Consider the following 19,956-nt stretch of genomic DNA (forward strand, 5'->3'; position numbering starts at 1 on the left):
ACTCCCCACCTGTAAGTCACACTCAATTTCGCGTCACCTTATTTCTTATGTTAAAGCCTATGTCAATGATGCCTAAGAGGAGATACACGGACAAGATGAGCGGAAAAAGCACCCCCAGCACAATTGCTAATACAGGAACGGCTTTCGGCATCTCCATTTCGCGGCAATAGAAAAAAATAAACGCTAATCCTTGAATACAAATCAGCAAGCTGAGAATAAATCCCCCATTCAATGAAACCGAATACAGCATATGCCCTTTTTCTAAAGGCAGAAACCCTAATATCGTCACAATAAAATACAGAATGACAACGCTTTGCGGGAGTTTGAGCTCTCTAAAAGGCTTCATCTTCGGAAGATCAGGGGAAAATCGCCGTAAAAGCGGCCTTGCCATAGCATAACTGAGGAAAGAAAAAACGATGCCGGTCAATACGAGCACTGTCGGAAAAAGATATTGAACCGTGCTCAGCTGACTTTCCATCAGCTTGATCTGCTTCCCGAACTGGTCTCCGTAACCAAGCTGTTTTGACATGGTATCAGCCACAGACAGCGACTCCCGAAGCTGGGACATGGTGGTATCAACCACATTCATATTAAGAAACACGATGCTGACCACAAAAAAAACGACGCCGCACAGCACATACGCCATAGCGCCGGCAGCAACCGCATAGCCGGGCTGTTTCTTTTTAAAATAATATCCCATGGCGATTCCCGTACAGGCCGCCGTAAAAGCGCCTGTAAGCCCGGTAAACGAACCTACAATAAAGCTGACAGGAAGGCTGGCAAACCCCATCCATACCCCGGGCTTCAGACCGTGCCGAATGGTGTAAAGAATGATCGGCAGCGGCAAAGCAAAGAGAAGAATTGCCCCCAGTAAAGGGAGGTACACGACCAAAAGGGAAATGATTGCAAAAATACTGATCAAAATGGCGCCTTCTATTAGAGCCCTTGTATTTTTCACTTACTCACCTCAAACCTTGTATCATTCGAACATACGAATAGAAAAGAGCAGCTTAGACGACTGCTCTTTTGACGCCGCAATGTCTCTTTCAAGACCTGAATTTTCCATAAACTCTCCAAAATACACGTATATATTTTAACATAAGTCGAAATCGCAAGTAAAATGAGCGCGGACAGCCGCAATGTTCCATGTGAAACATGAAAACAGACAAACGGACATCCCAGTGAAAGAATGCCCGTTGTATCAGTGATCCTGATCATCCATGAAACCAGAAGTATCTCTGTTTTTCTTTTTGGTTTTTCGTACATATAACAAGACGATAACGATAAGTAAGAGAGTGGTCGCCTGCAAAACCCCGCTGCTGAAAAGGAAGAAGTTCTTTATCATGTCCCACATATAGTTTCACCTCTATTTCGTATTTCCTTTACATTGAGTTTCCCTTTCTTGAAACTTCAAAACATCAGGAACAACATCGGGACCGGGGCATATGCTGAAAGTGAAAATGAAGGATAAAGGAGATTCTTACACCATGACTGAGCGGAGAACATTAGCATGGCATGAAACGTTAGAACTGCATGAGTTAGTAGCTTTCCAGGCAAACGGACTTGTGAAATTAAAAAGAACAGAGCGGGACGTAAGCGATGCCAGATTAAAACAGCTCTACAGATTTTCCATCCATTCGCTGGAACAAAATCTGCGTGAACTGCTTCCTTTCTTCCCTGAAGCTCCCGCTTTTCGTGAGGATGAAACAGAAGAGCGCGCTGATTCCTCCTTTTACAGCGGCGGCCTGCTCATTCTGGCCAAAACATCTGTCCGCAATTATGCCGGAGCCATTACAGAGACGGCCACACCTCAATTAAGACACGTCTTCGTCAAGCACTTAAACGCGGCCATCAAGTGGCACCAAATGGTCTTTGAGTATATGGAAGAACGGGGTCAATATCCGGCTTACAACCTGAGCGAATTGCTGAAAAATGATGTACGCAATGCCAGAAAAGCCATCGCGATGAAATAAAAAAAAGCAGCAAGGAATTTAATCCTTTGCTGCTTCTTATTTTTGAGCGGACTGATCTTGAGGAGACGTTTTTTCCCGGTATGCCTCGAGAAACTCCCGGTTGGCATCTCCCCATTTCTTCATTTGCAAAACGATCGGTTCCAGCGACCTGCCGAATTCGGTAAGAGAATACTCCACCTTTGGAGGCACCTGCTGATATACCTCCCGATGCACGATGCCGTCCGCCTCAAGCTCGCGAAGCTGAAGCGTCAGCATACGTTGCGTAATGCTGGGGCAAATGCGCCGAAACTCATTAAACCGCTTTTTTCCGCCGATCATATGATAAAACAAAATACCCTTCCACTTTCCGCCGATAACGGAAAGCGTCAGTTCAACCGGACAACCTTCTTTATTCGGATATATGTTCATTTTTCATCCTCCATAGTACCTTTTTTGATACTATATGCTGATTAGCATCTGACTTACCCAGTATTTTACTCGCAACCCTCCCCACCTCTCAACAAAAATGCTTCTTTTTCACATCAATTTTTAAGGTTTTGAAGATTACACCCTCCTCAAGACGTGTTAAACTATAAAAAGATTGTTTACACTACAAAAAAGGACAAGGAGTTATTATGGAAAAAATTCTTATTTTCGGACATCAAAACCCAGACACAGATACCATTTGCTCTGCCATTGCCTACGCTGATCTAAAAAATAAACTCGGCTTCAATGCTGAGCCCGTCCGCCTCGGACAAGTCAACGGCGAAACACAATACGCGCTTGATTATTTTAAGCAGGAAAGCCCGCGTTTGGTGGAAACAGCCGCAAACGAAGTAAACGGCGTCATCCTTGTTGACCACAATGAACGCCAGCAAAGCATCAAGGATATCGAAGACGTTCAGGTTCTTGAAGTTATCGACCACCACCGTATCGCCAACTTCGAAACAGCGGAACCTCTTTACTACCGTGCTGAGCCGGTCGGCTGTACGGCTACGATCTTAAACAAAATGTACAAAGAAAATAACGTGAAAATCGAGAAAGAAATTGCGGGCCTCATGCTGTCAGCAATCATTTCCGACTCTCTGTTATTTAAATCTCCGACTTGCACGGAGCAAGATATCGCAGCGGCAAAAGAGCTTGCTGAAATTGCCGGCGTAGATGCGGAAGAGTACGGCTTAAACATGCTGAAAGCGGGCGCCGACTTAAGCAAAAAAACTGTGGAAGAACTGATTTCTCTTGATGCGAAAGAGTTCACGCTCGGCAGCAAAAAAGTCGAAATCGCCCAAGTCAACACAGTTGATATTGAAGATGTTAAAAAGCGGCAGCCGGAATTAGAAGCGGCTCTTTCAAAAGTAATTGCTGAGAAGAACCTTGACCTGTTCCTTCTCGTGATTACGGATATTCTGGAAAACGATTCCCTTGCGCTTGCCATCGGTGATCAAGCGTCAAAAGTGGAAAAAGCATTCAACGTGACTTTAGAAAACAACACGGCTCTTTTAAAAGGCGTCGTATCCAGAAAGAAACAAGTCGTTCCTGTTTTAACAGACGCGATTGCAGAATAACCAACACACCCCGGAAACCAGCCGGGGTGTTTTTTTATTGCTCATTCATCAGACGGCCGTTTCGTAAGCGCTTTCCTCCAAAAATCATTTTGACGGAATTTAATATACAATATATAATATATCACATGGAGGACGTTCATTTCCTAATTATTGTTAGTTACTATCACAACGTCAGAATCGGGGGTGTCTATCCTGGAAAAACACGCTGCTCTTTCTTATTCACGAACAACAGGCATTTGGCTTGTGCTGACAGGAGCTATCTTATGGGGGGTCTCGGGAACGGTTGCCCAGTATCTGTTCCAGCACCGCCATTTTAATACAGAATGGCTGACTTCAGTGCGCCTTCTGGTGTCAGGGGCGCTTCTGCTCGGCATCGCGTACCGCAAAGAAAAAGGACGGATATGGGCTGTTTGGAAAGACAGACGGGACAGAATTCCCCTTCTTTTATTCGGGATTTTCGGAATGTTAGGCGTTCAATACACCTACTTCGCGGCAATTGAGTACGGCAACGCGGCCGCTGCTACCGTTCTTCAGTATTTAGGGCCGGCGATCATTACATGCTTTTTAGCGATTCGCGCAAAGAGAATTCCTTCAGCAAAAGAGCTGCTCGCCGTCTTATTGGCGGTTGCCGGCACATTCATTTTGGTCACGCACGGGAATGTCGGAAGCCTGTCCATATCCGGTCTGGCCGTCTTTTGGGGCATCAGTTCGGCGTTTGCACTGGCGTTTTACACCCTTCAGCCGCATCGTCTGCTGAAGAAATGGGGATCCGCCATAATTGTCGGATGGGGCATGCTGATCGGCGGAGCCGCCCTCAGCTTGATCCGCCCGCCCTGGACATTTGAAGGCGAGTGGTCCTTTCCTGCATATGCCGCGATCGTGTTTATCATCATTTTCGGAACGCTCATCGCTTTTTATTGCTACTTGGAAAGCCTGAAATATCTGAGTGCCTCTGAAACCAGCCTGCTCGCCTGTGCAGAGCCGCTGTCGGCAGCTTTTTTAGCTGTGATCTGGCTGCATGTTCCCTTCGGAATATCAGAATGGCTGGGTACTTTGCTGATTTTAGCCACCATCGCTTTATTATCTATCAAGCAAAAATAACCCCTCTTTTTTAGAGAGGTTTTTTCCTAGGCCCAGAGCACCCATTAGTCTCAATTACCCATATATTAAAAGGCCTTTTTTCATTTTACTATCATCCAAAAGAGGAAAATAGACCAGTTGTCAATAGAATCAGAGTCTAATAGAATGATGTCGACAAGTAAATCATGCAGGATTGTTACTGATAAAGCAGGCAAGACCTAAAATGTGTTAAGGGCAAAGTGTATTCTTTGGCGTCACCCCATACATATTTTAGGTCTTTTTTTCTGTAACAAACCTGCCATCCATGAATGCAGGAGGATCGAATCGGCAGATCGCAAAAAAAGGTACATACAAAAGGAGACATGAACATGAACATCAAAAAATTTGCAAAACGAGCCACAGTTCTAACTTTTACGACTGCACTTCTGGCAGGGGGAGCGACTCAAGCCTTCGCGAAAGAAAATACCCAAAAACCTTACAAAGAAACGTACGGCGTCTCTCACATCACACGCCATGATATGCTGCAGATCCCTAAACAGCAGCAAAGTGAAAAATACCAAGTGCCTCAATTCGACCAATCAACAATTAAAAATATCGAGTCCGCAAAAGGACTGGATGTGTGGGACAGCTGGCCGCTCCAAAACGCTGACGGAACAGTAGCTGAATACAACGGCTATCACGTCGTGTTTGCTCTTGCCGGAAGCCCGAAAGACGCTGATGACACATCCATCTACATGTTTTATCAAAAAGTCGGCGACAACTCGATCGACAGCTGGAAAAACGCGGGCCGTGTCTTTAAAGACAGCGATAAGTTCGACGCCAACGATGAAATCCTGAAAGAACAGACACAAGAATGGTCCGGTTCTGCAACCTTTACATCTGACGGAAAAATCCGTTTATTCTACACTGACTTTTCCGGTACACATTACGGCAAACAAAGCCTGACAACGGCGCAGGTAAATGTGTCAAAATCTGATGACACGCTCAAGATCAACGGAGTGGAAGATCATAAAACGATTTTTGACGGTGACGGAAAAACATATCAAAACGTTCAGCAGTTTATCGATGAAGGGAACTATACATCCGGCGACAACCATACGCTGAGAGACCCTCACTACGTTGAAGACAAAGGCCATAAATACCTTGTATTCGAAGCCAACACGGGAACAGATAACGGATACCAAGGCGAAGAATCTTTATTTAACAAAGCGTACTACGGCGGCAGCACAAACTTCTTCCGTAAAGAAAGTCAGAAGCTTCAGCAAAGTGCTAAAAAACGCGATGCTGAATTAGCGAACGGCGCCCTCGGTATCGTAGAATTAAACAATGACTACACATTGAAAAAAGTCATGAAGCCGCTGATCACTTCAAACACGGTAACTGATGAAATCGAGCGCGCGAATGTTTTCAAAATGAACGGCAAATGGTACCTGTTCACTGATTCACGCGGTTCAAAGATGACGATCGACGGTATTAACTCAAACGATATTTACATGCTTGGTTATGTATCTAACTCTTTAACAGGTCCTTACAAGCCGCTGAACAAAACTGGTCTTGTACTGCAAATGGGTCTTGATCCTAACGATGTAACGTTCACTTACTCTCACTTCGCAGTGCCGCAAGCCAAAGGCAACAATGTCGTGATCACAAGCTACATGACAAACAGAGGCTTCTTTGAGGATAAAAAGGCAACATTTGCGCCAAGCTTCTTAATGAACATCAAAGGCAAGAAAACATCCGTTGTTAAAAACAGCATCCTTGAACAAGGACAGCTTACGGTTAACAACTAATAACAACAAAAAGAAAATGCCGATACTTCATTGGCATTTTCTTTTATTTCTCAACAAGATGGTGAATTCAATCATGGCACGAAAATGGCCCGTTGTAATATTGATCTTTTTGGGTGCGTTCCTGTTTGTCGGCTTACTGCCGAACAAAAGCCACAATTCCTCTGACACAAACACGGAGCATAAGAAGGATTACCGGGCGGCGTATCATTTTACGACCCCGGACAAATGGAAAAACGACCCTCAAAAGCCCATTTTTTTCGAGGGGAAATATCATTACTACTATCTTTATAATCGGGATTACCCGAACGGCAACGGCACAGAATGGCGGCACGCCGTATCAGAGGACTTGGTGCACTGGACGGACGAAGGCACGGCTATTCCGAAATACACCAACGAAAACGGCGATATATGGTCCGGTTCTGTCGTCATTGATAAACACAACACCGCGGGCTTCGGCAAAAACGCGCTGGTCGCCGTCACGACGCAACCGACAGCCAAAACAAAAGCCCAGGAACAATATTTATGGTACAGCACGGATAAAGGAAAAACGTTTACTTCCTATAGTGATCAGCCCGTTATGAAAAACCCGGGAACTAAGGATTTCCGGGACCCGAAAGTGATCTGGGATGAACAGGATGACAAATGGGTGATGGCCATGGCCGAAGGCGAAAAAATCGGTTTTTATGAATCACCCGATTTAAAAAATTGGACATACACGGGCGGTTTTATCACTCAGCAGATCGGCCTCATCGAATGCCCCGACCTTTATATGATGCGTGCAGATGACGGAACAGCCAAGTGGGTTCTGGGCGCAAGCGCAAACGGCAAACCCGCAGGCAAACCGAATACGTACGCGTATTGGACCGGAAACTTTGACGGGAAGGAATTTACCCCCGATCAAGAAGAACCGCAATGGCTCGATTACGGCTTTGACTGGTACGGCGGCGTCACATTTGAGGACGGTAATAGCGAAGATCCGCTGACAAAACGCTATGCGCTGGCATGGATGAACAATTGGGATTATCCGAATGAAACACCGACACTAAAAAACGGCTTTAACGGTACGGATTCTATCGTCCGTGAAATCCGCCTTCAGCAGCAGGAAGGCGGCACATACAGCCTAGTGTCAGAGCCGGTTGAAGCATTGAACCAATTAACCTCTTCAACTGACAGCATAGAACACAAACAGGTGAACGGTTCAGAGACACTGCCGATCAAAGGTGACACATATCAGCTTGATATGGATATCGCTTGGTCAGATATCAAAAATGCAGGCGTCAGACTCAGAGAATCAGCAGACCAAAGCCGGCATATTGATGTCGGTATTTCAGCAGAAGACGGCTACGCCTATGTGAACAGATCGTTTACAGACCAGCCTGATAAAACCGGTGCATACGCCGAAAGCAAAGCCCCATTTGACGGAAACAAAGGGCGCGTCCATCTGAAAATTCTCGTGGATAAAACAAGTATTGAAGTATTTGCAGACGACGGAAAAACCGTTTTGACAAATGAAGTGTTCCCAAAACACGAAGATCAGGGAATCACGCTCTTTTCTGAAGGCGGCTCCGCTGACTTTCAGCATATTGAGATGAAGCATCTCGGTTCGATTCATTCTTAGACGTCCCTCTTCATTTCTAACCAGCGCCCGGACTGTGGTAAAATGCAAATATGTATACTACGATTCATGAGGTGTTCCATTGGATAATCAAAACAAAGAACCTGTGCTGAAAAGAACCATCATGCGGGACGAAGTGTATCGCACACTCAGAAACTGGATCATAACGGGCAAGCTCAAACCGGAAACAAAGTTAAAGGACAAGGATTTGTCGGAAACATTGGGAATCAGCCGCACCCCGATACGGGAAGCCTTATTGCGGCTGGAAGATGACGGCTTGGTGATAACAAAAGCGAACAGATGGACGCTTGTCGCTCCGATTGAGTTAAAAGAAGCGGAAAACTTGTATTCCATCGTCTGGACGCTTGAGAAACTCGCATTGCAGCAAGCCCTCCCGCGTATGGACGATGCCGTGATTCAAGAATTGAAACAGCTAAATGAAAATCTTCTTCAAACGATGAAAGACGGCGATAAACTGGCCGTTCTGGAAGCGGACAATGCATTTCACCATCGCATCATTCTGCTTGCGGACAACGCTGAACTTCACAAATTGCTAGTAAGCCTGAAAGTCAAAATTCAGAGACTGGAAATCCGCTATTTCAGTGAAAACGGCGCTTTAAACAGATCATATAATGAACACTCTGATATCATTCACGCATTAGAACAGCAAGATGCCGCCGCTGCTTTTACAGCGCTTGAAGCGAATTGGAAAAACAGTTTAGAACGGCTGCAGAACATGGCATAGCAAACGAAAAAGCCAAATCACTCATATGATTTGGCTTTTTTACGGATATCACAAGACAGCCGCGTTGGCTGTCTTGTTTACTTTTTGTTTATATATAAATACATACCGTAATCCGTCGGCACAGAAGCATACCCCATCTGTCTGAGCATGGCTGTTATATTCCCGCGATGATACGTTCCGTGGTTCACAACATGGAGGATCATATCGGCCGCTGCGGTTTTCATGATGTCACCTGACGGATGCTCTATTTCAAGGGGGAGACTGATATTTTCTTCCTTTTGCAAAAATAATTGATACCGGTCTGATAATTCCAAAAACATATCTTCCAGCTCTTCTATCTCTTTAGACAAGATGTCCTCTTTTTGCTGTTCAGCTGATTTCAGCGTATCCTCCAGACGCTCTCCGGAGAACACATCAAACCACCCCTTATCCGACAGATACACATGAGTCAATACACCGGCTATCGACGGAAAGACACTTTGAATCTCCTTACGGTACACATCCTCCGGAAGCTCTTTAAGCCGGGTGAATATTTGCTGATTTGCCCAAAGATGATAATCATACAATTGCAGTGCCAGATGTCCCACATTACCCTCTCCTCTCTCGATATATAGAACGTACGTTCCTCATTATACTACACTACATGCGGCTTTGTACCAATTTCTTCATTCGCAGCTGAGAAAATCCGATAAAAGCCGAAATTAATAAGAGAAGGCCTGCGCCGATATAAATAAACCGCACGCCGAATACATCCGAGATAACCCCCGTTCCGATAATGGAAAACATAAAAATGAACTGAACTAAAGCTGATCTCGCTGCTAGTATATTGACCCGTGTCTTTTCGGTCGTGATGTTTTGGAGTAATGTTTCCTGCGAGAGATCTCGTAATACACAAGCCGGCCCCATACACAGCACCAGAAAAAGGGCCGTAACGGCGCTTGTGATCAACCCATAAATAAACGTGAACATTCCATATGCCAAGGCTCCCGTCAGCATAAGCGGAATGAGATGATGCTGAAACTTGCCGGATAACTTGTAGATGATCAGTCCGCCGATCATCGTCCCTGCATAATAGACTCCGTTGACATACCCCCACCAAGCTTCTCCTTTATGAAGGACGTCATGCACATAAGTCAAGGACACAGACCCGATCCATATCATGCCTGCCCACGATTCGATCACATCCATCACAATGAGAACCCTGAGCTGTTTTTGCTGAAATAAATACACCCAGCCGCTTGCCGCATCAGAAAAAAGGGAACGTTCCCTGACTGCTGCCGGCGCACACATGCGTACTTGAAGAAACAGAATGATGCCCAAAACCGAAGAAACCAATAACATGACAGTGACGATCATTGTATCGCTCTCTCCCAAGAACGCTATGATGACGCCGCCCAGAGACCACCCCGCAAACTGAACGGTCTGATCCGCCGCAGATAATAAACCGTTCGCTTTCGCCCTTCGATCAGGAGGAATGATTTCCCCAATCAGCGCGCTTTTTATCGGAGCAAACCATCCGTTGCAAAAAGAAATGCCTCCGATCAGACAAAACATCAGAAAAAAGAATGCGGATGAACCGGTTTGGATGACAAAAAACAAACAGACTAACAGTGTGATCTGTATCAATTGAGAACTGATTAACAAAGACCGAAGCGTGAACCGGCCGGTGACCAGCGGCAAAACGGCGCTGCCCAATACGCGACATACAATGCTGACGAACGTCATAAGAGAGGCCATCGCCGTCGAACCGGTTTTTGTAAACAAAAACAAGATGACAGCCATCGTATAAAGTGAGAACCCCAAGTTGATAGCGGTCTGGCTGTATAAAATAGCGTAATACGCTCTCTTCATATTCATCTTCTCACTCCCTGATTATGTAAATCATACCATATTTGCTGATCAGCTCTCTTTTTTTTAAAGAAGGTAGGTATGGACTCAAAAAACAGCTGGCTGACATCGAAAATGTCATTAAGATTCCGGACAAAAACAAAAGCCGATGCGCGCAGGCATCGGCTTTCAAATTAACCTATCATCTCAAGAACAAGCGACACAAAAGCTTCAGCGGCCGGAAGCTGCCATTTTTTCTTTTTGACCAGCATATGAGAATAAAGCCGCTCGAACGGCTCAGACTGCTGAAGAATTTTCAGCTTCCCCGCTTTTACCTCTTCTTTTACCGTAATATAAGGTAAAACGGAGAAACCGAGTCCGCTCATCACCGTCTGCTTAATTGCTTCTATACTCCACAATTCCATTGTTTGTAAATGACTGATATCATGTTTGACGAGAAATCGTTCAAACATGGTCCGATAGCTGCATCCTTCTTCATTTGTAATAAAAAAGTGCTTGCCGCTTTGTTGATAGTCGTCAAAATGATCCGGTGCGTCACTGCCCGCCACGAGGACGATGCGTTCCTCCAATAAAGAATGATGTATGCATTTTTCCATTTGTATCTCCGGATATACCATAAATGCAATATCCACGCGGCCGCTTACTAATTCCACCTGATTCTGCCCGCATGTTCCGTTGCACAATATGATATTGACGTTCGGATACTTCATGGAATATTCTCTGATAATCGGCCCCAGTCTGGAAATGGTCAAAGACTCCGGCGCCGCAATTTTTAAAACGCCCTTCACCTCGTGAATGCTTTGCATATTTTTGATCTTGTCATGGGCGGAAAGTAAATCCTCGGCTAACGGTATCAGCTCTCTCCCTAAAGGCGTCAGTTTCAGACGCCTTTTTTCGTACGTAAATAATGCGCCGCCGATCTCCTGTTCAAGCGCCTGAATATGAGTCGTAATCGTCGACTGCGTATATCCCAGCTTCGCCGCGGCCCCTGTATAGCTTCCCTTATCTATAATGGCCTGAAATGTAATAAGATGTCTGATCTCCATATGAATTCACCTCTAAGATGTATCGAAAAAATCAATAATGCGATTTTATTTTTCAATTTTATTTATAACTATTCTTATCATACAATAAAAAACGGTTCCATCACATTAGCAAATGAAGGTGATTTAATGAGTATCATAGCTTTTCTTTCTTATGTCCTGATGACATCTATTACACCCGGACCGAGCAATATTTTAATGATGAATGAAGCGCGCAGAGCCGGCTTTATCGGTTCATGGCGTTTTAACGGCGGAATCCTGACGGGATTTGCAGTGCTCGGCATTCTCAGCGGTCTGTTTACCATGAGTGTTTATCATTGGATTCCCGTCGTGGAACCTTACTTTAAAATTGCCGGAGCCGTCTATTTGCTCTATTTGGCTTGGCAGATCTCGCTGCCCAAAACATCAAAAGGCGATTCTGAAAAAACCCGATCGTCTTTTCTATCGGGATTTCTGTTTCAAATGATCAATATAAAGAGTATTTTATTCTTTTTAACCTTAATGAGCGCTTTTATATTGCCATTTCAGCACACGTATCCTTTGATTGCATTCTGGCTCGCGTCGGCTATTCTCCTGGGCTGGGCGGCTTTACTGCTGTGGTCGGCGTTCGGCTCTGTTTTTAAACATCTCTTTGAGAAACACGATAAAGCGTTTCGCATCGTGATGTGTCTGCTGCTCATCTATTCTGCGGTAAGCATTTATCTGTAATTCAAAAAAGATCCGCCTAAGGAATGGTTTTCAAAACAGAATAAAAAAAGAGGGCTTCCTTTCCGGAAGCCCTCTTTCCGTCTGCTACGCCAATAAAAGAAAAATAAGCGCTAAAACAGCCGGAAGTCCTTGTTTTACGATAATTGATTTGTTTGAAGTAAAGCCTCCGAAAATGGCCGCGATGACCACGCAGATGACGAAAAATAATTGAATCATATGGCCAATCGGATCAGCTCCGAGGATCAGCCCCCAAATGAGGCCGGCAGCCAGAAATCCATTATACAGACCCTGATTTGCAAACATGACCGCTACATTCCGATCACCTTCTAAATGCTTCGGCAATTTGAAGGACCGCTTAGCTGCCTTCGAATTGATAAAAAACATTTCAAGTATCATGATAAATACATGTTCTAAAGCTACAATTCCGACGAAAACAGCTGCAATAATCTCCACTGTCCCTCTCCCCTCAGCTTCACTTCAACCTTATTTCCATTGTGCGATTGTTTCGATAGGAAGACGGTAGGAAGCATATCCTTCGTCTGCCGCTTTTCCGATTGATAACAGCATGACCGGTACATAACGCTCTTTATCCATTCCGAAAACCTCGGCAATCTTTTCTTTATCGTAGCCGCCGATCGGGTTTGTGTCATAGCCGTGCGCGCGCGCCGTAAGCATCAGCTGCATGGAAACGAGTCCTCCGTCAATCAGAATCGTTTCACGGTTCACTTGCTCCGGCAGTTTTTCAAAGTGTGCCGTCAACGCAGCGATTTGTCTGTCTTTTACTTCCTGCGGCATGTAGCCCAGTTCGACCGCTTTTGAATAAATTTCTTCTAAATAGTCATCACTGTTCATATCTGCGAAAACCGCGATCACCGCAGATGATGTGCTGACTTGTGTTTGGTTGAAGCTTGCAAGCGGCGCGAGTTTTTCTTTTCCTTCAGGGCTGTCAATGACGAGAAAACGCCACGGCTGCGCGTTGACTGAAGACGGCGCTGTCGTTGCTTCTTCCAGGATTTGAGTCATTTCTTCTTTGCTGATTTTTACGGCCGAATCGTAATTCCGAATGGAACGGCGCCCTTTCATAATGTCCATAAAGTCGTTTGTTTTCAGTTCTGTTTTCATGTGTAAAACACTCCTATGCTTTCATATTTTCTATATTATTCTGCATCTGTGACAATACGTTTTTTAACATACTGCGTTCTTCCTCGCTGACACCGGCAAGCATTTCCTTTATGAAACGCTCCTTCTCCTTTTTGGAAGCCTCAATTCTCTCCCGCCCCTGTTCAGTAAGCCGGACAAGTATAATTCGGTTGTCCTCGGGCTTCCGCCTTCTTGTGACCATTTCTTTGGCTTCAAGCTGTTTCAAGTGTCTTGTCACGGCTGCGCCATCAATATTCACCTTTTTCTGAAGATCGCTTTGGCTGATCTCATCGGCGTAAAAAAGCACGGCGAGAAGCTCAAGGCGGGATTGGCTGATTCCGGTGCACGCTTCAAACTTCGTGCCGATCACTTTATGCAGTGATTGGAGCTGATATAAAATCTCGCCTTCCTCTGAACAACATGCTGTCAAAACCCATCCCCACTTTCTTTTGCGCAATTAATTGACTAGTCAATGTTTGATATATCAATAATATACAGCCGTCATTCTATTTTTGCAAGTTTTTTCTCCTTTTTAAAAAAAAGCTGCCGATTAACGGCAGCTCGCTTCTTAATGATTATGGACTTTTCTGAAATTACTGCCTTTTACTTCTGCGACATCATATACCGTCACAAAGGCTTGTTTATCAATGTCATTAATAATTTCTTTCAGTTTGGTTTCTTCTAAACGGTTGATAACACACGTGATTTCTTTGAATTTTTCATGAGAAAAACCGCCGTATGCTTCTTTATACGTAGCGCTCCGGCCCAATTCTTCACGAATGGTCTCTACCATTAATGCAGGCTCATTGGTGATAATCTGAAATGTTTTAGAACCGCTTAAGCCTTCCTCAACCACATGAATGACCTTAGACGCAATGTAGTAAGCAATGACGGAAAGCAATGCGCCTTGCAGCCCGAATACAAAAGAAACAAAAATAAACACAAACATGTTTAAAAATAAAATGAGGTCGCTCGTGCCAAACGGCAATTTCCGTGACAGAAGCACAGCCAGCATATCAATTCCATCTAATGCGCCGCCGTTGCGCAATGCCAATCCCATTCCAAAGCCGAGAATAATCCCGCCGACAACGGTGATTAACAGGGTGTCTCCCTCTATGATAGCCGGTGTGTGGTGGAAAAAACTCGTGCCTGCGGCAAGTGAGACAATACCGATAATTGATAGAAACGCAAAACCTTTACCGATTTGCTTATATCCTAACCAGACAAACGGTATATTGATCACCGCAATTAAGATCCCAAGAGGCAAATGAAACAGCTGTGAACCGACAATGCTGAGTCCGGTTACACCGCCGTCAGATACACTATTCGGAATCAATACGGTTTCCAGTCCATACGCGGCAATAATTCCGCCGATGATGACCATGATGGCCCGTACGATTGATTTCACTCTGAATTTCTTACGTCTTTGTTTTTCGATTGTACTCATATCATTCCCCGCTTCAATTATTTTTTCTTATTTAAATATACCATAATTGATACTTTTCGTTAAAAATAAGCCTATCGGCTATGTTGAAGCAGGAACCGAGGAAGGAGATGTCACAGATAACGTATCCATTTATGACTTTAATCATTCACAACGTAATCATTCATTAAAAGGAATTAATAACCATTAATAATCTCTTTTATTCCCCTTCTTCACATATTCCCAATCATGTTCTATATTTTTTCTCACCCGCTGAAGAAGGCTGAAAATGGTTTCTTTTTCCTCAGATGTAAAGCCGGACAGGGCTACCTCCGCAGAATGCTCTCCTTCTCTTTGCAATAACGGATAAACCTTTCTCCCTTTTTCAGTCGGAAACAGTTTTTTTATTTTTTTATTTTGATCATCAGGACGCTTTTCAATAAACCCTTGTATTTCCAATTTTTTGATTGCTCTCGCCGCTGTTGTTCGGTCGACTTTAATCATTTCCGCCACTTTTTCCTGTATCACTCCCGGGTTTTCACATATACGCACAAGATAGAGATACTGCCCTTTTGTTAAGTCTAATTCTTTAAATTCAATATTGCTGATGGAATCCAGTGCCCGGGCGATCATGCCGATTTCCCGCAAAATATCAGTCATATCTTTTCAAACCTTTCATTTTTTGTTGCATTTGCAATATAAATATTTTATCGTTACTTCTATAAGACCACAAGCAAGCCGTGCAGTCCAGACTAACATGTGAAAAGGATTGGTTGATTATGAAGATAAAAAGAATAACAACGGAAATTGATTTGCAAGCAGCGCTTGAGATTAGAAAAGCAGTATTCATTGAGGAACAGCAAGTACCTGAATCCGATGAATTTGATCAGTTCGATACGCTTGAGGATCAGTGCGGGCATGTCTTGGTTTTTCATGAAAATCAGCCTGCCGGCACAGGACGCGTCCGCATTGTAAACCATACAGGCAAGCTCGAACGAATCTGCATCCTGAAGCCTTACCGCAAATACGGGTTGGGCAAAGTAATCATAAGCGAATTAGAAAACATGGTAAAAGAAAAAGGCATCACCCAATGTAAACTGCATGGACAAACACATGCGGAAGGCTTTTATCACAAACTGGGCTATCAGACAGATTCACCGGAATTTATGGAAGACGGCATCCCGCATGTCTTGATGACAAAAGAGCTGTGAGCTGTCACAGAATGAGCAGCCAAACGGCTGTATGAATTATTTACCGAAAGCCTTGTATAAAGGCTTTTTTTCTTAGCCTGAAACTCAAATTAAAAGGTATGTGTGCTCAGCCGGTGCTTGTCACAAATGGCCGCCACAAAAAAATCAAAGCTGGAATAAAACTACCAATTTAAGCTTTTAATCTATTAAAAATTAACAGTTAAAGAGATTATAAAAAGGGAAGAAAATCTCAAATTATACAAGAAAGGCTGATTCTCTCTAATGTGGACTGCTGACGCGTTACATTTTTTCTATCTTCACATATCTTTAATACTACGTACGTTATAAATAGATTCCAGGAGGAGATATGAAGTGGAAGAAACGAGTATGGAGCCATCACGGCTCTGCAAAGAATTTGCTAGAATTCTCAATTCAACGCCCAGTGTCGTAAATGGCGTATGTACGGCGACAAGATTTCGAAGCAACATTCATCCGGTGGTACTCGGAAGAAGAGCCGAGGCATTTCCTTTTATTCCTCAGGCCTTTTCATTTGAAAGCATGGATCGGGAAGGCAGAGCTTTATGTTTAGGTGAAACTGTTTTACTGCAAGAAGAAGTGAACCCGTTAATGAGTGAGCTGCGCAAATTCGGTATCATCGTAACTGCCGTTCATAACCATTGGCTGTTTGATAAACCGCGTCTGATGTTTATGCATTTTGAATCAATTGATAAACCTCTCAATTTTGCAAGAAAAGTGAGAGAGGCCCTGAGGGTTTTAACTACTAAAACTGTGCGTGCGGTACCAAAAACTGACGGGGAAATGATTGAACGGCATGGTCTTTGTGACGAGTTCAACGATATTCTAGGCGGAACCATGCATACGTTTGAAAATGGAATTTGTACAGTAATGAGATCACGAACGAATATAAAACCAGTAGTACTGGGACGGCCCGGAAGATCATTCTTGCTCATTCCGCAAATGTTTTCATTTGAATCAATGACAAAAGACGGCCGTGCTCTTTGCAGCGGAGAAACTGTCATTCTGCAAAAAGAAATCAATCCATTTATCAGCGTTCTTCGGAAACATGATCTGATTGTAACGTCACTTCACAATCACTGGCTGTTTGATAAACCGAGACTGATGTATATTCATTTCGAAGCGATTGATAAACCTGTCAACTTCGCCTTAAAAGTGAGAGATGCTTTAAAAGTGCTTACTGATAAAGAGGTCAAAGCTTAGCATGTTTCGAAGTATCAAAAAGCGATTAATATAATCGCTTTTACATATGATCAACCGAAAACAAAAAAGAGACCATATATAGGTCTGGCACGACATTTTTATGATAAGCGAGACTATTAAAAAACAGCCTTATAGGCTGTCGTTTTGTGTATATTCTATTGATGAGTTTATACTAATTCATCCCGCATTCCTATTTCTCAATGGTTTTCTACATGTCGTTGTGCAAACACCTTCTTAGCCACTGAAAGAGCATTAAGTACACGCGGGAATCCTGTATAAGGAACCAATTGGGTGATACTCTCTACAATCTCAGTCGGCGTTAATCCGGATGTAAGCCCTGTATTGATATGAAGTTCAAGCTGCGGCTCGGTTCCTTGCGTTACAAGGGATGAAATGGTAACAAGCGCACGTTGTTGATTGGTTAATCCCGGTCGTGAATATATATCTCCATAAGCAAATTCTATCATGTACTTACTTACATCTGGGGCGATATCTTTCAAGTCTTCAGAAATCTTTAAATGCGTAGAGATTTTATCATCGCTTGTTAAAGTGTACTCCATTAATTTGTCTAAACCTTGTTGGTAACGGCTTTGGTCCATTCGAATTTCCTCCTGAAAGGTACTTATTTTCTGACATAAGATAATATATCGCAGCCCTCTCTAACCGTAAAATACATAAAAACTATAAAAATCATTCATTTTTTTCATGAGTTATCTTGATTTACGTAATTACTCTTACAAAAAAATGAAATATACCGGATAAATTCGCGTACTGCGTGTGAAACATATTTGCCTTTTTTTAAAATAATCGCCACTTTCCAAGGAATTGATGGATTGACAATGGAAATTGCCTTAACTAAACTTTGATCAGTCTTTTTCACTATAGACTGAGGAAAAATGGAAATACCTAGTTCTTCTCCAATCATTTCGCTGATAAAATCCCATTGAGAACTTTCATAAACGATATTTGGACGAAAACCGGCTCTAATACACTCTTGAATAATCCGATCGTGAAGAGAGAAGTCTTCACTAAACAGGATGAAAGGTTCATTTTTCAAGTCTTGCATTTCCACAATCTCTTTATGAACAAGCGGGTGAGCGGAATGAACGAAGAGCATCAGTTCTTCATTAAGCAATGGAATGATATCAAACTGCTCTTCGTCCACTGGTTCAATAACCACGCCAAGATCCAGTACCCCATCTTCAACCTCCTGTTTCACCTTGTTTCCCCCATGTTCTATCAGCTTGATGTTCACATCAGGATACAATTGTTTAAATCCTTTAATGATTTTAGGAAAAAACAAGACACCGATAAGCGGCGGTATTCCAATTTTCACTTTTCCTTTTTTTAAATGTAAAAGATCGTATAAGTTCGTCGACAAGTCATCTATTGACTTCATAATCATTTGGCCTTGCTCAAATACAATTTCGCCTGCATCTGTCAAAGCGATTTGTCTAGCTGAACGATCAATGAGCTCAACCTTTAATTCCTCTTCCAAACTTTTCACCATCTTACTTAAGGCAGGCTGTGACAAATGCAAATTTTCTGATGCCTTAGTAAAACTGTTGGATTTAGCAACTTCAAGAAAGTATGTGATTTGGCGTATATCCATCGTATGATCTCCATTCCATAAGTTTAACGAATACATTATATTCTTTTTATTCATTTTACTTATACAACTGCTGGGTGTAAACTTTTAGGAGACCAAAATGAATTCTGGAGGGGTTACTATGAGTAAATTATTGGAAAGTAAAGTTGCTCTTGTTACAGGCGCGGCGAGTGGAATTGGTTTAGAAATTGCACGTGAATTCGCTAAAGAAGGCGCAAAAGTTGTGATTTCCGATTTGAACGAAAAAGCCGTGCAACATGCAGCTGAGGAACTTACGGAACAAGGATACGAAGTCCTCTCTGCGGTTTGTGATGTAACAAACGAAGAACAAGTAGAAAAATGTGTCTCTAAGACACTTGAAACCTTTGGACGATTGGATATTCTGGTAAACAATGCGGGGATTCAGCATGTGTCGGATATAGAAAACTTCCCGACTGATAAGTTTGAATTTATGCTGAAATTAATGCTTACTGCTCCTTTTAGTGCGACAAAAAGAGTATTCCCTTTGATGAAAAAACAAAAATTTGGCCGCATCATCAATATGGCTTCCATAAATGGTTTAATTGGTTTTGCAGGGAAAGCAGCTTATTGCAGCGCTAAACACGGTTTGATCGGTTTAACTAAAGTATCAGCATTGGAAGGAGCGGAATACGGAATTACCGTCAACGCCTTGTGCCCGGGATATATCGACACTCCATTGGTGCAAAACCAGTTAAAAGATATTGCAGAGACTAGAGGCATTTCTAAAGAAAAGGTGTTTGAAGAAGTCATTTACCCCTTGGTTCCTCAAAAACGTTTGTTAGCCGTGCAAGAAATCGCTGATTACGCAGTATTCCTCGCCAGTGACAAAGCGAAAGGCGTTACAGGGCAGGCAGTCGTAATGGACGGCGGTTATACGGCCCAATGATCTAAATGTACGAAATCAAATCGGCAAAGCGCTATTCATCATCTGTGATATAAGAATTTCTGTAAATGATTTACTCTTCAAAAACCAAGCCGATTCTTCTAG

Annotated in this window: 23 protein-coding genes; 10 read left to right on the forward strand and 13 right to left on the reverse strand. The window is 43.3% G+C overall.

Going from position 1 to position 19,956, the window contains the following annotated elements:
- Positions 1-22: 22 nt before the first annotated feature.
- Together NYE68_RS21395 and NYE68_RS21400 are read right to left on the reverse strand one after the other, a co-directional pair.
- Positions 23-958, reverse strand: coding sequence for a DUF2232 domain-containing protein (locus tag NYE68_RS21395; RefSeq protein WP_324636190.1), 936 nt, complete (start codon positions 956-958; stop codon positions 23-25).
- 243 nt (positions 959-1,201) lie between these two features.
- Positions 1,202-1,354 (reverse strand): hypothetical protein, encoded by a 153-nt coding sequence (locus NYE68_RS21400; RefSeq protein WP_004393059.1) that lies wholly within the window; start codon positions 1,352-1,354, stop codon positions 1,202-1,204.
- Between the two features lie 133 nt (positions 1,355-1,487).
- Here NYE68_RS21400 and NYE68_RS21405 point away from each other — a divergent pair, with 133 nt between their 5' ends.
- Positions 1,488-1,973 carry a spore coat protein gene (locus NYE68_RS21405; RefSeq protein WP_007407913.1) on the forward strand — a complete coding sequence of 162 codons (486 nt, stop codon included), beginning with the start codon at positions 1,488-1,490 and terminating at the stop codon, positions 1,971-1,973.
- Positions 1,974-2,009: 36 nt separating this feature from the next.
- On the opposite strand, the gene NYE68_RS21410 is transcribed toward NYE68_RS21405, so the two are convergent.
- Positions 2,010-2,381: a winged helix-turn-helix transcriptional regulator gene (locus tag NYE68_RS21410; protein ID WP_007615010.1), complete on the reverse strand. Its 372-nt coding sequence runs from the start codon at positions 2,379-2,381 to the stop codon at positions 2,010-2,012.
- Positions 2,382-2,587: 206 nt separating this feature from the next.
- Between NYE68_RS21410 and NYE68_RS21415 the strand changes: the two genes are divergently transcribed.
- The 5 genes from NYE68_RS21415 (at position 2,588) to NYE68_RS21435 (ending at position 8,747) form a co-directional block, all read left to right on the forward strand.
- Positions 2,588-3,517 (forward strand): manganese-dependent inorganic pyrophosphatase, encoded by a 930-nt coding sequence (locus NYE68_RS21415; RefSeq protein ID WP_004393053.1) that lies wholly within the window; start codon positions 2,588-2,590, stop codon positions 3,515-3,517.
- Between the two features lie 183 nt (positions 3,518-3,700).
- Positions 3,701-4,618, forward strand: coding sequence for an EamA family transporter (locus NYE68_RS21420; protein ID WP_279586901.1), 918 nt, complete (start codon positions 3,701-3,703; stop codon positions 4,616-4,618).
- Between the two features lie 347 nt (positions 4,619-4,965).
- Positions 4,966-6,387 (forward strand): glycoside hydrolase family 68 protein, encoded by a 1,422-nt coding sequence (locus NYE68_RS21425; protein ID WP_039063877.1) that lies wholly within the window; start codon positions 4,966-4,968, stop codon positions 6,385-6,387.
- A gap of 73 nt (positions 6,388-6,460) precedes the next feature.
- On the forward strand, positions 6,461-8,005 hold the full coding sequence (locus tag NYE68_RS21430) for a glycoside hydrolase family 32 protein (RefSeq protein WP_113766415.1): 1,545 nt from the start codon (positions 6,461-6,463) through the stop codon (positions 8,003-8,005).
- A gap of 79 nt (positions 8,006-8,084) precedes the next feature.
- The gene (locus NYE68_RS21435) at positions 8,085-8,747 is read left to right on the forward strand and encodes a GntR family transcriptional regulator (protein WP_053573850.1); all 663 of its coding nucleotides are present in this window, start codon (positions 8,085-8,087) and stop codon (positions 8,745-8,747) included.
- Between the two features lie 77 nt (positions 8,748-8,824).
- On the opposite strand, the gene NYE68_RS21440 is transcribed toward NYE68_RS21435, so the two are convergent.
- From NYE68_RS21440 to NYE68_RS21450, 3 genes are all read right to left on the reverse strand, one after another.
- Positions 8,825-9,334: a DinB family protein gene (locus NYE68_RS21440; protein WP_012118912.1), complete on the reverse strand. Its 510-nt coding sequence runs from the start codon at positions 9,332-9,334 to the stop codon at positions 8,825-8,827.
- A 52-nt stretch (positions 9,335-9,386) separates the two neighbouring features.
- Positions 9,387-10,604: an MFS transporter gene (locus tag NYE68_RS21445; protein ID WP_095352481.1), complete on the reverse strand. Its 1,218-nt coding sequence runs from the start codon at positions 10,602-10,604 to the stop codon at positions 9,387-9,389.
- A gap of 164 nt (positions 10,605-10,768) precedes the next feature.
- Positions 10,769-11,641, reverse strand: coding sequence for a LysR family transcriptional regulator (locus tag NYE68_RS21450; protein ID WP_324636189.1), 873 nt, complete (start codon positions 11,639-11,641; stop codon positions 10,769-10,771).
- Positions 11,642-11,767: 126 nt separating this feature from the next.
- Between NYE68_RS21450 and NYE68_RS21455 the strand changes: the two genes are divergently transcribed.
- Positions 11,768-12,346, forward strand: a complete 579-nt coding sequence (locus tag NYE68_RS21455; protein WP_012118916.1) for a LysE family transporter — start codon at positions 11,768-11,770, stop codon at positions 12,344-12,346.
- A gap of 84 nt (positions 12,347-12,430) precedes the next feature.
- Here the strand turns inward: NYE68_RS21455 and NYE68_RS21460 are convergent, their stop codons facing one another.
- From NYE68_RS21460 to NYE68_RS21480, 5 genes are all read right to left on the reverse strand, one after another.
- Positions 12,431-12,799 (reverse strand): DUF1304 domain-containing protein, encoded by a 369-nt coding sequence (locus NYE68_RS21460; protein WP_259424832.1) that lies wholly within the window; start codon positions 12,797-12,799, stop codon positions 12,431-12,433.
- 30 nt (positions 12,800-12,829) lie between these two features.
- A complete protein-coding gene (locus NYE68_RS21465) occupies positions 12,830-13,468 on the reverse strand; it encodes a nitroreductase family protein (RefSeq protein ID WP_225045626.1) in 639 nt (212 codons plus the stop codon).
- Positions 13,469-13,481: 13 nt separating this feature from the next.
- On the reverse strand, positions 13,482-13,943 hold the full coding sequence (locus tag NYE68_RS21470; RefSeq protein WP_173762235.1) for a MarR family transcriptional regulator: 462 nt from the start codon (positions 13,941-13,943) through the stop codon (positions 13,482-13,484).
- 111 nt (positions 13,944-14,054) lie between these two features.
- Complete coding sequence (locus tag NYE68_RS21475) at positions 14,055-14,933, reverse strand: YitT family protein (protein WP_015418633.1); 879 nt, start codon at positions 14,931-14,933, stop codon at positions 14,055-14,057.
- Positions 14,934-15,116: 183 nt separating this feature from the next.
- A complete protein-coding gene (locus NYE68_RS21480) occupies positions 15,117-15,569 on the reverse strand; it encodes a MarR family transcriptional regulator (RefSeq protein ID WP_007615031.1) in 453 nt (150 codons plus the stop codon).
- 119 nt (positions 15,570-15,688) lie between these two features.
- Here NYE68_RS21480 and NYE68_RS21485 point away from each other — a divergent pair, with 119 nt between their 5' ends.
- Together NYE68_RS21485 and NYE68_RS21490 are read left to right on the forward strand one after the other, a co-directional pair.
- Positions 15,689-16,120, forward strand: a complete 432-nt coding sequence (locus NYE68_RS21485) for a GNAT family N-acetyltransferase (RefSeq protein ID WP_025285580.1) — start codon at positions 15,689-15,691, stop codon at positions 16,118-16,120.
- A gap of 351 nt (positions 16,121-16,471) precedes the next feature.
- Complete coding sequence (locus NYE68_RS21490; RefSeq protein WP_012118923.1) at positions 16,472-17,338, forward strand: DUF1259 domain-containing protein; 867 nt, start codon at positions 16,472-16,474, stop codon at positions 17,336-17,338.
- Between the two features lie 197 nt (positions 17,339-17,535).
- Here NYE68_RS21490 and NYE68_RS21495 read toward each other — a convergent pair whose 3' ends face one another.
- Together NYE68_RS21495 and NYE68_RS21500 are read right to left on the reverse strand one after the other, a co-directional pair.
- The gene (locus tag NYE68_RS21495; protein WP_007409882.1) at positions 17,536-17,937 is read right to left on the reverse strand and encodes a carboxymuconolactone decarboxylase family protein; all 402 of its coding nucleotides are present in this window, start codon (positions 17,935-17,937) and stop codon (positions 17,536-17,538) included.
- Positions 17,938-18,041: 104 nt separating this feature from the next.
- Positions 18,042-18,950 carry a LysR family transcriptional regulator gene (locus NYE68_RS21500; RefSeq protein ID WP_032875365.1) on the reverse strand — a complete coding sequence of 303 codons (909 nt, stop codon included), beginning with the start codon at positions 18,948-18,950 and terminating at the stop codon, positions 18,042-18,044.
- 118 nt (positions 18,951-19,068) lie between these two features.
- Between NYE68_RS21500 and NYE68_RS21505 the strand changes: the two genes are divergently transcribed.
- Positions 19,069-19,854: a 3-hydroxybutyrate dehydrogenase gene (locus NYE68_RS21505; protein WP_053573846.1), complete on the forward strand. Its 786-nt coding sequence runs from the start codon at positions 19,069-19,071 to the stop codon at positions 19,852-19,854.
- Positions 19,855-19,956 lie beyond the last annotated feature (102 nt).

Origin of the sequence: Bacillus sp. FSL R5-0447 (genome assembly GCF_038606125.1) — a bacterium.
Lineage (GTDB): Bacteria > Bacillota > Bacilli > Bacillales > Bacillaceae > Bacillus > Bacillus velezensis.

Bases quoted from the DNA above. Each gene is read 5' to 3' on its own strand.
- NYE68_RS21500 (WP_032875365.1), bottom strand. From the start codon at position 18,950: ATGGATATACGCCAAATCACATACTTTCTTGAAGTTGCTAAATCCAAC.
- NYE68_RS21480 (WP_007615031.1), bottom strand. From the start codon at position 15,569: ATGACTGATATTTTGCGGGAAATCGGCATGATCGCCCGGGCACTGGAT.
- NYE68_RS21425 (WP_039063877.1), top strand. From the start codon at position 4,966: ATGAACATCAAAAAATTTGCAAAACGAGCCACAGTTCTAACTTTTACG.
- NYE68_RS21415 (WP_004393053.1), top strand. From the start codon at position 2,588: ATGGAAAAAATTCTTATTTTCGGACATCAAAACCCAGACACAGATACC.
- NYE68_RS21505 (WP_053573846.1), top strand. From the start codon at position 19,069: ATGAGTAAATTATTGGAAAGTAAAGTTGCTCTTGTTACAGGCGCGGCG.
- NYE68_RS21430 (WP_113766415.1), top strand. From the start codon at position 6,461: ATGGCACGAAAATGGCCCGTTGTAATATTGATCTTTTTGGGTGCGTTC.
- NYE68_RS21400 (WP_004393059.1), bottom strand. From the start codon at position 1,354: ATGTGGGACATGATAAAGAACTTCTTCCTTTTCAGCAGCGGGGTTTTG.
- NYE68_RS21410 (WP_007615010.1), bottom strand. From the start codon at position 2,381: ATGAACATATATCCGAATAAAGAAGGTTGTCCGGTTGAACTGACGCTT.
- NYE68_RS21445 (WP_095352481.1), bottom strand. From the start codon at position 10,604: ATGAATATGAAGAGAGCGTATTACGCTATTTTATACAGCCAGACCGCT.
- NYE68_RS21450 (WP_324636189.1), bottom strand. From the start codon at position 11,641: ATGGAGATCAGACATCTTATTACATTTCAGGCCATTATAGATAAGGGA.
- NYE68_RS21455 (WP_012118916.1), top strand. From the start codon at position 11,768: ATGAGTATCATAGCTTTTCTTTCTTATGTCCTGATGACATCTATTACA.
- NYE68_RS21405 (WP_007407913.1), top strand. From the start codon at position 1,488: ATGACTGAGCGGAGAACATTAGCATGGCATGAAACGTTAGAACTGCAT.
- NYE68_RS21475 (WP_015418633.1), bottom strand. From the start codon at position 14,933: ATGAGTACAATCGAAAAACAAAGACGTAAGAAATTCAGAGTGAAATCA.
- NYE68_RS21485 (WP_025285580.1), top strand. From the start codon at position 15,689: ATGAAGATAAAAAGAATAACAACGGAAATTGATTTGCAAGCAGCGCTT.
- NYE68_RS21465 (WP_225045626.1), bottom strand. From the start codon at position 13,468: ATGAAAACAGAACTGAAAACAAACGACTTTATGGACATTATGAAAGGG.
- NYE68_RS21495 (WP_007409882.1), bottom strand. From the start codon at position 17,937: ATGGACCAAAGCCGTTACCAACAAGGTTTAGACAAATTAATGGAGTAC.